Source organism: Novosphingobium sp. UBA1939, from assembly GCF_002336885.1.
Lineage (GTDB): Bacteria > Pseudomonadota > Alphaproteobacteria > Sphingomonadales > Sphingomonadaceae > Novosphingobium.
On the sequence record NZ_DDFB01000034.1, the window covers coordinates 14,761 to 27,986 of the forward strand.

Consider the following 13,226-nt stretch of genomic DNA (forward strand, 5'->3'; position numbering starts at 1 on the left):
TTCGTCGCTAGGGGCAGGATCGGGCTTTCGCCGGGGTCGCCAGCGCCGGGCCGAACGGCTAGGGAGCCCGCTTATGCCCGGAGTCGCGCTCCTCCTTTCGGCCACTGGCTGGGTGCTGCTGGCGCTCGCCACGATCGGCACGGCCTACATGGCCTTCGCGACGCGGGTGCTGGCGCGTTTTCTGGTCCAGCACTCGCCCGCCTCGCCCCGCGCCACGCCGGTCACGCTGCTGAAGCCGCTCTACGGCGCCGAACCGAAGCTGGCCGAAAACCTCGCCACCTTCCTGAAACAGGATCACGAGGGACCGGTGCAGGTGCTGTTCGGGGTGCAAAGGGCCGACGATCCCGCCATCGCCGCCGTCCGCGCCCTGCAACGGCGCTATCCCGCCGCCCGTATCGATCTGGTGATCGACGGAACGCCGCACGGCTCCAACGGCAAGGTCGGCAACCTGATCAACATGATGCGGCAGGCCGCGCACGACGTCCTGATCCTCAGCGACAGCGACATGGCGGTGGCGCGCGACTATATCGCGCAGGTACTGGCCGCACTCGACCAGCCGGGCACCGGCGCGGTCACCTGCCTCTATCGCGGGCGCGGCGATGCCGGATTCTGGTCGCGCCTTGCCTCGGCAGGGCCAAGCTATCAGTTCCTGGTCGGCCTGGTCTTCGCCAAGACGCGCGGGCTGGCCGATCCCTGCATGGGCTCCACCATCGCGCTCCGGCGCGAGACGCTCGACGCGATCGGCGGGTTCACGGCTTTTGCCGATGTGCTGGCCGACGATCACGCCATCGGGCAGGCGGTGCGGGCGCGCGGGCTTGCCATCGCCATCCCGCCGCTGCTGCTGGTCCACGCTTCCACCGAAACCGCATTCGCGCAGCTGTGGAAGCACGAACTGCGCTGGGCCGCCACGGTGCGCGGGGTATCGCCGGCGGGCTATGCCGGATCGTTCATCGGCATTCCGTTGCCCATGGCGCTGGCCGGAATGGCGATTCATCCCAATTACGGGCTTGCCATCACGCTGGCTGCGCTGGCAGTGCGGGTGGCGACGGTCCGGGTGGTCGATCGTCACGCCGGCGAGCCGACCGCTCCGCTGTGGACGCTACCGTTGCGCGACGGCATCAGCTTCGCCGTGTTCGTCGCCAGCTTCTTCGTCCGCTCGGTTGATTGGCGCGGAACAGAACTTACAATGCTCGACAACGGGCGCGTCGCAGCGCCCTCGGAGATGACTTGACCATGATGCGTACCCTCTTCCTCCAGGCCCCCTCTTTCGATGGTTATGACGGGGGCGCGGGCGCGCGCTACCAGATGAAGCGCGAGGTCAAGAGCTTCTGGTATCCCACCTGGCTTGCCCAGCCGGCAGCGATGGTCGAAGGATCGAAGCTGATTGACGCCCCGGCGCACGACCAGTCCTGGGAAGACATCGCGCACGAATTCGACGAACGCGATCTGGTCATCCTCCACACCTCCACGCCCAGCTTCAACCAGGACATCCGCACCGCCGCGCTGATCAAGCAGCGCAATCCCAAGATCGTGATTGGCTTCGTCGGCGCCAAGGTTGCGGTCGAGCCGGACAAGAGCCTGGCCGCCAGCGCCGACATCGATTTCGTCGCGCGCGAGGAATACGATTTCACGATCGTGGAGATCGCGCAGGGCAAGCCGCTGGCCGAAGTCGATGGCATCACCTGGCGCGGGCCGGACGGTGCGTTCATCCGCAACAAGGACCGCGAGATGATCGAGGACATGGACGTGCTGCCCATGGTCTCCCCGATCTACCGGCGCGATCTGGACCTGACCAAGTATTACGGCGGCTACCAGCGCCACCCCTATGTCAGCTTCTACACCGGGCGCGGGTGCAAGAGCCGCTGCACCTTCTGCCTGTGGCCGCAGACGATCAGCGGCCACCGCTATCGCCACCGCACCGTGCCCAAGGTGATCGAGGAGGTGAAGTACATCCTCAAGGAAATGCCCGAGGTGAAGGAGATCTTCTTCGACGACGATACCCTGGCCGACGCGCACGATTTCGTGGTCGAGCTGTCGGGCGAGCTGGCCAAGCTCGGCTTTGGCCAGAAAGGCTTCGACATCACCTGGGGCTGCAACGCCAAGGCGAACGTGCCCCAGCCGGTGCTGAAGGCGATGAAGGAAGGCGGATGCCGCGTGCTGCTGGTCGGCTATGAAAGCGGCAACCAGAAGATCCTGCACAACATCAAGAAGGGCCTGCGCACCGACGTGGCGCGCCAGTTCACCAAGGATGCCCACGCCTTGGGCCTGACCATCCACGGCACCTTCATCCTCGGTCTGCCGGGCGAAACGCTGGAGACGATCGAGGAGACGATCCGCTACGCGATCGAGCTGAACCCGCACACCATCCAGGTCAGCCTGGCGGCGCCCTATCCGGGCACGTTCCTTTACAAGCAGGCGACCGAGAACGGCTGGTTCGACGGCAGCGATCACCTGCTGACCGACGGTGGCAACCAGATCGCCCAGCTCAGCTATCCGCACCTGCCGGCCAGCGTGATCTTCGACAAGGTCGAGGAGTTCTACAAGCGCTTCTACTTCCGCCCGCGCAAGATCGGCGCGATCATGGGCGAGATGATCCGTGACTGGGACATGATGAAGCGCCGCCTGCGCGAAGGCGTGGAATTCTTCGACTTCCTGCGCCGGCGCAAGGAAGCCGCCTGACCGCGCGCACGGACCATCCACTTTGAAAAGGCTGGTTATTACCGCGGATGACTTCGGCGCTTCGACCGAAGTCAACGATGCGGTCGAACAGGCGCATGGTGAAGGCGTGCTCAGCGCCGCCAGCCTGATGGTGGGGGGCGCGGCGGCGCAGGATGCGGTGGCGCGCGCGCGCCGTTTGCCGGCGCTGGGCGTCGGCCTCCATGTCGTGCTGGTCGATGGCCGGCCGGTGCTGCCACCGGAACGGGTGCCCGCGCTGGTCGATGCAGACGGTTGCTTCCGTACCGACATGGTGCGCGCGGGGATCACGATTTTCGCGTCATCCGCGGCGCGGCAGCAACTGGCCGCGGAAGTGGATGCACAGTTCGTCGCCTTCGCGGAGACCGGCCTGCCGCTCGACCACGTCAACGCCCACAAGCACTTCCACCTGCATCCGACCATCGCCGGAACCATCCTGAAAGTCGGCCGGCGCTATGGCATCAAGGCGATCCGTGCGCCCATCGAACCGCGCGCCGTCCTGACCGCGATCGACGGCACACGCGCCGGGCCGGGCATCGAGCGGTGGTGGGCCAGGCTTGTCCGGCGGCGGATGCGCGCGGCCGGCCTGGTCGTGCCGGATCAGGTCTTCGGCCTCGCCTGGTCGGGCGCGCTGACCGCCGACCGCCTGCGCGGGCTGCTCGATCAGCTGCCCGACGGTTTGACCGAAATCTATGCGCATCCGGCGACCGGTCCCTATCAGGGCGCCGCGCCGGGCTATCGCTATGCCGAGGAACTCGCCGCGCTGACGGATGCGCTTGCCAAGCAGGCCATCGCGCGCAATGGCGTGAGCCTTGGAAAGTTTGCCGATTTCAAGTGAGGACCACCCCATGACGACTCTCGTCCGCACCTGGGGCGAATACGATGAAGCCGCCCCGCTCCCCAAAGGCCGCGTGAAGCTTGGCAGCAAGGATCATCTCATGCTGATGAGCCGCACGCTGCTCGACACGCACGATCCCTATCGCCCGGCCGTGATCGACTGGCCCAAGCTCGATGACGAAACGCGCGACAAGATCGTTTCGCTGCCCATCTGGGACATCGCCGTGGCCACCGAGGGCCGCGCGGGCATGAACGTGAAGACCTACGCCGAATACATCGACGATCCGCTGCTCAAGGCGGCGGTGGAGATGGACGGGTTCGAGGAAGCGCGCCACAAGGTCGTGTTGGCGGACATGGTGCGCGCCTATGGCATCGAACTGGCGCCAGAGCCGGAATACCTGCGCCCGAAGGACCCGGAATTCGCGTTCATGCGCACCGGCTATTCGGAATGCATCGACAGCTTCTTCGGCTTCGGCCTGTTCAAGATCGCCCGGGATTCGGGCTTCTTCCCGCCCGAACTGGTCGATACGTTCGAGCCGGTGATGCGCGAGGAAGGCCGCCATATCCTGTTCTTCGTGAACTGGGTGGCGTGGTGGCGGCGCAACATGCCGTGGTGGCGGCGGCCGTGGTTCGAACTCAAGGTGATCGCGGTGTGGATCGCGCTGATCCTGGAACGCATCGATACCGCCAAGGGCATGGGCAAGGACAATACCAAGGCCCAGGAAAACAACTTCACGCTGAACGGGTCCAAGGAACTGGGCGTTGAAATCACGTTTCCGGAACTGGCGCGCATCTGCCTGGCGGAGAACGACCGTCGGCTTGCCCCCTATGACGAACGCCTGATCCGTCCGCGCTTCGTGCCGGCGATGATCCGGCTGGCGCTGCGGTTCATCAAGACGCCCGCCCCCGCGGGAGAAGCCGCCTGAAATCCTGGAGCCGCCTGGGCATCCTGCTGGCAACGGTTGCGGGGCTGGGCATTGCCATCTGGACGATCGGCAGCGCCGGCCTGACCGACGTGATCGGCACCGCCGCGCGGATGGGAGCCGGCGGCTTCGCGCTCTATTGCGCGTGGACTCTGGGCGTGTTCGTTTTGCTGGGCGCGGCCTGGCTCGCCGCCGCGCCGGGCGAACCGCCGCGCAGCCTGTTCCTGTTCACGTGGGCGCGGCTGGTGCGCGAGGCCGTGTCCGATCTGCTGCCGTTCTCTCAGCTTGGCGGGATCTTTGTCAGCACCCGCATGCTCACCCAGACATCGATTCCCGCGACGCGCGTCTATGGATCGATGGTGGTCGACATGACCACGGAGATGGCCAGCCAGCTGGTCTATACCCTGTTCGGGCTGGCGATGATGGCCTCGCTGCTGATCGGCGATGGCGCGGCGGTGCGGCTGCGCCCGATGATCCTGGGCGGCACCGGCGTGATGATCATCGTCATCCTGCTGTTCTTCACCATGCAGCGCGCCGCGCTGGACCTTGCCGGCCGCATGGCCGAGCGCTTCCTGCCGGGATCGACCGCGCTGGCCGATGTTCGCGCCGAGCTTTCGCGCATTTACGCGCGCCGCACGCATGTCGGGCTGGCCTTCGTGTTCAATCTCGCGGCCTGGGTCGCGAGCGGCATTGGCGCGTGGCTGGTGCTGCACCTGATGGGCGTGCGCATCGCGGTCTGGGAGGTACTTTCGCTCGAAAGCCTGATCTTCACGCTGCGCAGCGTGGCCTTCGTCATTCCGGGCGCCATCGGCGTGCAGGAAGCAGGCTATGCGCTGACCGCACCGCTGTTCGGCCTGCCCCCGGAAACCGCGCTGGCGCTGTCGCTCGCCAAGCGTGCGCGCGAACTGTTGATGGGTCTCGTCACGCTGCTGGGATGGCAGCTTGGCGAAGTGCGCGGGCTTGCGCGGAGCGCCTGAAGCCCTGACCGGAAACGCGAGCATCCCCGCACCGGTTTGTGACAACGCAGTGAGCCACTTGCGCCGTCATCGCGGCCTGACCTATGCCCGAATTGGTCGCACCCGCGCGGCCGGGATTCGGATGCCATCTCTCTTTCGGAATACGCCATTCGATGAAGGGTTCCGCTCCGCCTTGGCCCGGTCTTGCGCCCAGCATGGTTCCGGCCATCATCATTGCCTTGTGCGCGTCCGGCGCGATGCTGCTCGCCGGGGCAGGCTTCTGGCTGACGCTGGCCGTGCTGGTGGTCTGGCTCGCCAGCCTGTGGCTGGCCCGGCCCGAACCCGTGGTGGAAGCGCTCCCGCCTGACGACGGCAGCGTTTCGCGCCAGGCGATGATCGAACTGATCGAGCCGTTCGGCGTGCCCGTGATGATGCTGGACGGGCAGCGTATCGCCGCCGCCAACGCCGCCGCGCGCGAAGCGCTGGGGCCGCATGTCGTGGGCCAGGACGCGCGCGTGGCGCTGCGCCACCCCGAAGCGATCACCCTGCTCGATCAGCCGGAAGGCCGCGCGCTGGTGCGCGGGCTGACCGGATCGCGCAGCATCTGGCAGGTTTCGCGCGTGGCGATCGACGAACGCTATTCGCTGATCGAGCTGGTCAACCGCACCGCCGAAGCAGACATCAGCCGCGCGCACACCGATTTCGTGGCCAACGCCAGCCACGAACTGCGCACGCCGCTGGCCTCGATCATCGGCTATATCGAGACGCTGGCCGATCCAGACGCCAAGGTGGACGAAGCCACCGCCGCGCGCTTCCACAACACCGTGCTGCGCGAGGCGAAGCGGCTGCAGACGCTGGTCGAAGACCTGATGTCGCTTTCCCGGATCGAAGCGGAGAAGCACGAACCGCCCAAGGAACGCATCGATCTGGGCCAGCTGGCCGCCAGCATCGGGGGCGAAGTGGGCTTTACCGTGGGCGAAAGCCGGATCGCAGTCGACAGCACCGAGGCGGTCGTGATCGGCGATCGCCAGCAGTTGGACCAGTTGATCCGCAACCTGATCGACAACGCCCTGAAATACGGCGATCCCAAGGCGCCGGTGCGCGTGGGGGTCCACACCCAGGGGCACGAAGCGGTGCTGACGGTTACCGACAAGGGCGAAGGCATCCACCCCGATCACATTCCCTATCTGACGCGGCGCTTCTACCGCACCGATCCCAGCCGCAGCCGCGCCGCCGGCGGGACCGGCCTTGGCCTCGCCATCGTGAAGCACATCGTCGAACGCCACCGCGGACGGCTGGATATCACCAGCAAGCTGGGCGAAGGCACGACTGTAACCGTGCGTTTCTCGATCGCGCCCGACCTTGAAGCGGCGGAGGCGGTGGCCTAACGCAGCCACAACGGACAACCGTCACATAACTGTCACAAAACCACCGCAAGGGGGTAGGTGGCCGGAAAGCCGGGTGTTCGCCTCAGGAGTCCGTGGCGGCAGCCTCGAAGGAAAGCGGTTCGATGATGACGAGGCGGATTGCTTTGCCTTTGCTGGTCCTTCTGCTGTCCTCCTGCGGCCAGCAGATGGCCACGCGCGATCAGGTTCGCGCCGTGGGATCGTCGACGGTCTACCCCTTTGCCAAGGCTGTCGCGGAATCGCTGGCGCGCGCGCAAACGGGTATCAAATCCCCGATCATCGAATCGACCGGCACCGGCGCGGGCATGAAGCTGTTCTGCGGTGGCGTTGGTCCGCAGTTCCCGGATCTCGAGAACGCGTCGCGCCGGATCAAGAAGTCCGAATTCGAGGATTGCCGGCGCAACGGCGTGAAGGATATCGTCGAGATCCAGGTGGGGCTGGACGGCGTGGCCTTCGCCGAAGGGCGTGACGGCCCCGGCATCGCGCTGACGCCACAGGACGTCTATCGCGCGCTGGCCCGCAATCCCTATGGCCGTCCGAACACGGCGCGCACCTGGAAGGACGTGAACCCCGCCCTCCCCGCCATGCCGATCCTGGTCTATGGCCCGCCCTCCACATCGGGCACGCGCGATGCGCTGCGCGAACTGATTCTGGTGAAAGGCTGCGATGCCGATCCGGCGATGGCCGCGCTGAAAGGTAGCGACGCCGCCCGCCACGACGCGATCTGCGGCGAAGTGCGCGAGGACGGCGGCTACGTCGATGCCGGGGAAAACGACAACCTGATCGTCCAGAAGATCGAGGCCAATCCCAAGGCGATCGGCATCTTCGGCTTTTCCTATCTGGAGGAGAACGCCGACCGGCTGCGCGGGCTGACCATGAACGGCGTGCAGCCCAGCTACCAGACCATTTCGGACTTCAGCTATCCCGGCGCCCGGCCCTTGTACATCTACGTGAAGAAGGCGCACCTGCGCGCCATTCCCGGCCTCAAGGCCTATGTCACGGAATGGTCAAGGCTGTGGGGCAAGGACGGTTCCCTTGCCCGGCTCGGCATGGTGGTGGCGCCGGACGCGGTGCTCGCGCAGAGCCGCAGGATCGTGGAAGAGATGCCGGCGCTGGATGGCGCGCCGCTGAAGTAGGGAGTACCGTTCGGCCTCATGCCCTCCGCCGTGCTTCTTCTGCTTGCCTTCGGGCTGGGCCTGGTCGGATGGCTGGCCGCGCGCGGACGCGCCTGGGCGTTCCGCCGGACCGCGCCGCGCGGCCGCATCGATTCGCTGCCCGGCTTTCACGCCTGGTACGTGGCCCTGTGGATCGCCGTGCCGGCCCTGCTGTTCGCGCTCGCATGGAATACGATCAGCCCGGCACTGATCACGCACCAGGTTCTGTCCGATCCCGCCGCGACGATCCTGCCGCCGACAGGGTTCGAGCGTGATACCATGCTGGCGGAAGCCTATGCCGTCGCCGATGGGCGCGCTTACGGGGTCTTCAATGCCGAAGCGCAGGCACTGGTCGAACCGTTCCGCGCTGCGCTGCTGAAGTTCCAGTCGATCGGGCTGGCCATCACAGTGCTGATCGCCTTTGCCGGCGGGGCCTTCGCGTTCCTGCGCCTGCGCCCCGATTTCACCGCGCGAACACGCGTGGAACGGGCGGTCATGGCGGTGCTTTTGCTCGCCTCGCTGGTGGCGATCCTCACCACGATTGGCATCATCATCAGCCTGATCTTTGAAACAATACGCTTTTTCGGGATGATCTCGCCCACGGATTTTCTGTTCGGGACGCATTGGTCGCCCGACCCGATGAGCACGAGCGCGCCCGATGGCAGCAAGTACGGCGCGCTGCCATTGTTCTGGGGCACGATCTACATCGGCGCGGTGATCGCCATGATCGTGGCGATCCCGCTGGGATTGCTGAGCGCTATCTACCTGACCCAATACGCAAGCCCGCGTGTGCGCCAGCTGATGAAGCCCCTGCTGGAAATCCTCGCCGGCATTCCCACCGTGGTTTACGGTTATTTCGCGGCGCTGACCGTGGCGCCTGCGGTGCGCGATGCCGCGCAGGCCATCGGCATCGCCAACGCTTCCACCGAAAGCGCGATCGCGGCGGGGCTGGTCATGGGCATCATGATCGTGCCCTTCGTCTCTTCCATGGCCGATGATTCGATTGCCGCCGTGCCGCAGGCCATGGGCGATGGCAGCCTGGCCATGGGCGCGACCCGCGCCGAGACCATCCGGCTCGTGCTGATTCCCGCCGCCCTGCCCGGCATCGTCGCGGGGGTGATGCTGGCGATCAGCCGCGCCATCGGCGAAACGATGATCGTGGTCATGGCCGCCGGCGCAACGGCCAACCTCACGCTCAACCCGTTCCAGAGCATGACCACGGTCACCTTCCAGATCGTTGCCATGCTGACCGGCGAAGGCAGCTTCGACCATCCGGCCACGCTCAGCGCCTTCGCGCTGGGCATGGTGCTGTTCCTGGTCACCCTGGCGCTCAACTTCATCGCGCTGCGCGTGGTGAAGCGCTATCGCGAGGCCTATGAATGATGCCGCCGATGGATGAAGCGAGGACAGCGGCCGATAGCCGCGCGACCGAGCAGGAACACATCCGCGCTCTTCGTCGCGCGCGCATGGAAACCGGCCTTGCCCGTCGCTACGCGGTCGACCGGCTGTTCCGGCTGGCGGGCCTTTCCGCCGTGGTATTCTCCGCGCTGGTGCTGGCCTTCCTGCTGGTGTCGATGACCGCCAACGGCGTCAGCGGCTTCAAGCGCAGCGAATTGCGGATGGCCGTGCCAATCCGTGGTTCGATGCAGATCGACGCGCAACGGCTGGGTCAGCCCGATCCCGCCGGCGGGCTGGAACTGGCCGGGTTGCCCCACGTGATCGACACTGCCGCCAACGCCGCTTTCGGCAAAGGCGGCGCACGCCTGCTGGCGGACGATGCCTGGCGCGAGGTCGCCGACATGCTTATCGCCGACCCCTCGCTGCTCAACAACGCCGTGCTGAACGTTTCGCTGCCCGCCAGCGACAAGCTGGCGACCGCCCAGCGCGGCGATGGCGATCCGGACCTGCGGGTGATCGCGACGCGGCTTGCGCGCGAGGGGAAACTCGTCCGCGCGTTCGATTTCGGCTTCCTGACCCGCTCGGACGCGACCAGCCCGCAAAGCGTGGGTATCTGGGGGGCGCTGAAGGGATCGATCCTGACCATGCTGGTCACGCTGGTCCTGGCCTTCCCGGTCGGCGTGCTGGCCGCTCTCTATCTGGAGGAATACGCGCCCCGCAACCGCTGGACCGACCTGATCGAGATCTCGATCAACAACCTCGCCGCTGTGCCTTCGATCATCTTCGGCCTGCTGGGGCTGGCCGTCTTCCTCGGCCTGTTCCCCAATTACCGTTCGGCCCCGCTGATCGGCGGCATGACGCTGGCGCTGATGACGATGCCGGTGATCGTCATTTCGGGCCGCAACGCGATCAAGGGCGTGCCGCCATCGGTCCGCGATGCCGCGCTGGCGGTGGGCGCCAGCCCGGTGCAGGTGGTGTTCCACCACGTATTGCCGCTGGCCCTGCCCGGCATCCTCACCGGCACGATCATCGGCATGGCGCGCGCGCTGGGCGAAACCGCGCCGCTGCTGATGATCGGCATGCGCGCCTTCGTCGCCACGCCGCCGGGCGACCTCACATCGCCGTCCAGCGTGCTGCCGGTGCAGATCTTCCTGTGGTCGGACGAGATCGATCGCGGCTTCGTGGAGCGCACCAGCGCCGCCATCGTGGTCCTGCTCGCTTTCCTCCTGCTGATGAACGGCCTTGCCATCTATCTGCGCAACCGCTTCGAGAAACGGTGGTAACATGAATACCCAGCCCATCAGCGCCGATCCGCGCGCCGCCAAAGCCGATGGCGGGGACGAGGCGGTGCCCAAGATGCGCGCGCGCGACGTCTCCGTGTTCTATGGCGACAAGTGCGCGATCGATCAGGTCTCGATCGACATCCCCCAGCGCTATGTCACCGCGTTCATCGGCCCTTCGGGCTGCGGCAAGTCCACGTTCCTGCGCGCGCTCAACCGGATGAACGACACGATCGCCGGCGCCCGCGTGGAAGGAGAGATCCTGCTCGACGGCGAGGACATCTACCGCAGCAGGATGGACGTGGTGCAGTTGCGCGCCCGCGTGGGCATGGTGTTCCAGAAGCCCAACCCCTTCCCCAAGTCGATTTACGAGAACATCGCCTATGGCCCGCGCATCCACGGATTGACCGGCAGCCGCGCCGAACTGGACGCGATCGTCGAACAATCTCTCCAGCGCGCCGGCCTGTGGGACGAGGTTAAGGACCGCCTCTCCGACAGCGGCACCGCGCTATCGGGCGGCCAGCAACAGCGCCTGTGCATCGCCCGCGCCATCGCCGTCGATCCCGAAGTGATCCTGATGGACGAGCCGTGCTCCGCGCTCGACCCCATCGCCACCGCCCGCATCGAGGAACTGATCGACGAACTGCGCGGTCGCTATGCGATCGTGATTGTGACACACTCGATGCAACAGGCCGCCCGCGTATCCCAGCGCACCGCGTTCTTCCACCTTGGCAGGATCGTGGAGTACGGGAAAACCTCCGACATCTTCACGAACCCGCGTGAGGAACGGACGAAGGACTACATAACCGGGCGCTACGGATAGGACGATGGTGGCAGAACATACCGTCAAGGCATTCGACGAGGACATCACCCGCCTGCGCGGCCTGGTTGCGGAAATGGGCGGCCTGGCGGAACTTTCGGTGGGCGAAGCGATGGACGCGCTGGTCCGGGGCGATCAGGAACTCGCCAATACCGTGATCGCCCGCGACAAGCGGATCGACCAGCTCGAGGCGGAAGTCGACCGCCTTTCGATCCGCGTTCTCGCCCTGCGCGCGCCGATGGCCGACGATCTGCGCGAAGTGGTCGCCGCGCTGAAGATCGCCGGGGTGATCGAGCGCATCGGCGATTATGCCAAGAACATCGCCAAGCGCGTCGGCCACATCGAGGGCCGCAAGCGCTTCGAACCGCTGACGCTGCTGCCCGCGATGAACGAACTGGCGGCGGAAATGGTGCACGATGTGCTGACCGCCTTCGCCGCGCGCGATCCGGTGGCCGCGGCGGAGATCGTCGCGCGCGATGCCACGGTCGATGCCTTCTATGACAGCGTATTCCGCAACTTCGTGTCGTTCATGGTCGAAAATCCCGCCACCATCACCAGCGTGGCGCAACTGCTGTTCGTGGCGCGCAACATCGAACGGATCGGCGATCACGCCACCAATATCGCCGAAATGGTCCACTACGCCGCCACCGGCGCCTACCTGCCCGAACGCGAGGATGTGATTCCGCCTGCCTGACGTAATGCCGCCCGAGGGAATCCGGCCTGACGTAATGACACCGTAACATTAGTCGTGCTTTCGCAACCTGCCTGTCATGGAGGTTCGCCGTGTCTGCCCCGAAACTGCTTCTGGTTGAAGACGATACCGCGCTTGCCGAACTGGTCGAATACCGGTTTCGTGGCGAGGGATACGACGTGCGCACCACCGACGACGGCGACGAGGCCCTGCTTCTCGCCGCCGAGGATACGCCGGATCTGGTCCTGCTGGACTGGATGATCGGCGGCACCAGCGGGATCGAGGTCTGCCGCCGCCTGCGCCGCAACAAGAGCACGGCGCATGTGCCGATCATCATGCTCACCGCCCGCAGCGATGAGGACGACCGCGTGCGCGGGCTGGAAACCGGCGCGGACGATTATGTCACCAAGCCGTTCTCGCCGCGCGAACTGATTGCCCGCGTGGGCGCCGTGCTGCGCCGCGTGCGCCCGGCACTGGCCGGCGAGACCATCACCGTGGGCGATCTTTCGCTCGATCCCACCGCCCATCGCGTCATGCGGCGCGGGCAGGCGATAAAGATCGGCCCCACCGAATTCCGCCTGCTGCGCCACTTCATGGAACACCCCGGCCGCGTCTTTTCGCGCGGGCAACTGCTCGATGCGGTGTGGGGCAGCGGCAGCGACATCGAACTACGCACGGTGGACGTTCACATCCGCCGCCTGCGCCAGGCGATCGCGCTCCCCGGAGCGGCCGACCCGGTACGCACGGTGCGTTCCGCGGGTTACGCGCTGGAAGGCGCCTAAACCCGGTCAGACACCCAGTTTGCGGGCGTAGTCGAGATCGTCGATGGTGACCCACTGATTGACGTAGTTCGCGTAGTACAGCCCGAACAGGATCGCCGCCAGGATGGTGGCGCGGATCGCGACCCGCTTGGGCCGGAAATTGCCGGGCGCGCTGTGCGCCTGCCCGTCCACCTTGCCCATCCCCAGTTCGTCGTGCGTGCGAATGCCGAACGGCATCACCAGGAAGGCGGCGAACACCCAGAACAGCGAATAGATCGCAACGATCGACGTCCAGCGCACGGCAGG

General features: G+C 66.2%; 13 protein-coding genes. 12 read left to right on the forward strand and 1 reads right to left on the reverse strand.

Going from position 1 to position 13,226, the window contains the following annotated elements:
- The first annotated feature begins 73 nt into the window (after positions 1-73).
- From hpnI to phoB, 12 genes are all read left to right on the forward strand, one after another.
- Positions 74-1,231: a bacteriohopanetetrol glucosamine biosynthesis glycosyltransferase HpnI gene (gene hpnI / locus B3547_RS05330; RefSeq protein WP_292960943.1), complete on the forward strand. Its 1,158-nt coding sequence runs from the start codon at positions 74-76 to the stop codon at positions 1,229-1,231.
- Positions 1,232-1,233: 2 nt separating this feature from the next.
- Entirely contained in the window at positions 1,234-2,679 is a 1,446-nt protein-coding gene (gene hpnJ / locus B3547_RS05335; protein ID WP_292960946.1) for a hopanoid biosynthesis associated radical SAM protein HpnJ, read from the forward strand.
- Between the two features lie 22 nt (positions 2,680-2,701).
- Positions 2,702-3,532 carry a hopanoid biosynthesis-associated protein HpnK gene (gene hpnK / locus B3547_RS05340; RefSeq protein WP_292960949.1) on the forward strand — a complete coding sequence of 277 codons (831 nt, stop codon included), beginning with the start codon at positions 2,702-2,704 and terminating at the stop codon, positions 3,530-3,532.
- A 10-nt stretch (positions 3,533-3,542) separates the two neighbouring features.
- Positions 3,543-4,457 (forward strand): ferritin-like domain-containing protein, encoded by a 915-nt coding sequence (locus B3547_RS05345; protein WP_124807900.1) that lies wholly within the window; start codon positions 3,543-3,545, stop codon positions 4,455-4,457.
- A gap of 26 nt (positions 4,458-4,483) precedes the next feature.
- The gene (locus B3547_RS05350; protein WP_292961083.1) at positions 4,484-5,431 is read left to right on the forward strand and encodes a lysylphosphatidylglycerol synthase domain-containing protein; all 948 of its coding nucleotides are present in this window, start codon (positions 4,484-4,486) and stop codon (positions 5,429-5,431) included.
- A 152-nt stretch (positions 5,432-5,583) separates the two neighbouring features.
- Positions 5,584-6,798 carry a sensor histidine kinase gene (locus tag B3547_RS05355; RefSeq protein WP_292960952.1) on the forward strand — a complete coding sequence of 405 codons (1,215 nt, stop codon included), beginning with the start codon at positions 5,584-5,586 and terminating at the stop codon, positions 6,796-6,798.
- Positions 6,799-6,920: 122 nt separating this feature from the next.
- Positions 6,921-7,952, forward strand: coding sequence for a substrate-binding domain-containing protein (locus B3547_RS05360; RefSeq protein ID WP_371432985.1), 1,032 nt, complete (start codon positions 6,921-6,923; stop codon positions 7,950-7,952).
- 18 nt (positions 7,953-7,970) lie between these two features.
- Positions 7,971-9,353, forward strand: a complete 1,383-nt coding sequence (pstC, locus tag B3547_RS05365) for a phosphate ABC transporter permease subunit PstC (protein WP_292960955.1) — start codon at positions 7,971-7,973, stop codon at positions 9,351-9,353.
- Positions 9,354-9,361: 8 nt separating this feature from the next.
- Positions 9,362-10,651, forward strand: coding sequence for a phosphate ABC transporter permease PstA (gene pstA, locus B3547_RS05370; protein ID WP_292960957.1), 1,290 nt, complete (start codon positions 9,362-9,364; stop codon positions 10,649-10,651).
- A gap of 1 nt (position 10,652) precedes the next feature.
- Positions 10,653-11,471: a phosphate ABC transporter ATP-binding protein PstB gene (pstB, locus tag B3547_RS05375; protein WP_124807906.1), complete on the forward strand. Its 819-nt coding sequence runs from the start codon at positions 10,653-10,655 to the stop codon at positions 11,469-11,471.
- A gap of 4 nt (positions 11,472-11,475) precedes the next feature.
- A complete protein-coding gene (gene phoU / locus B3547_RS05380; RefSeq protein WP_124807907.1) occupies positions 11,476-12,162 on the forward strand; it encodes a phosphate signaling complex protein PhoU in 687 nt (228 codons plus the stop codon).
- An 89-nt stretch (positions 12,163-12,251) separates the two neighbouring features.
- On the forward strand, positions 12,252-12,941 hold the full coding sequence (phoB, locus tag B3547_RS05385; RefSeq protein ID WP_124807908.1) for a phosphate regulon transcriptional regulator PhoB: 690 nt from the start codon (positions 12,252-12,254) through the stop codon (positions 12,939-12,941).
- Between the two features lie 6 nt (positions 12,942-12,947).
- Here phoB and B3547_RS05390 read toward each other — a convergent pair whose 3' ends face one another.
- Complete coding sequence (locus B3547_RS05390; RefSeq protein ID WP_124807909.1) at positions 12,948-13,220, reverse strand: DUF1467 family protein; 273 nt, start codon at positions 13,218-13,220, stop codon at positions 12,948-12,950.
- Between the last annotated feature and the right edge of the window lie 6 nt (positions 13,221-13,226).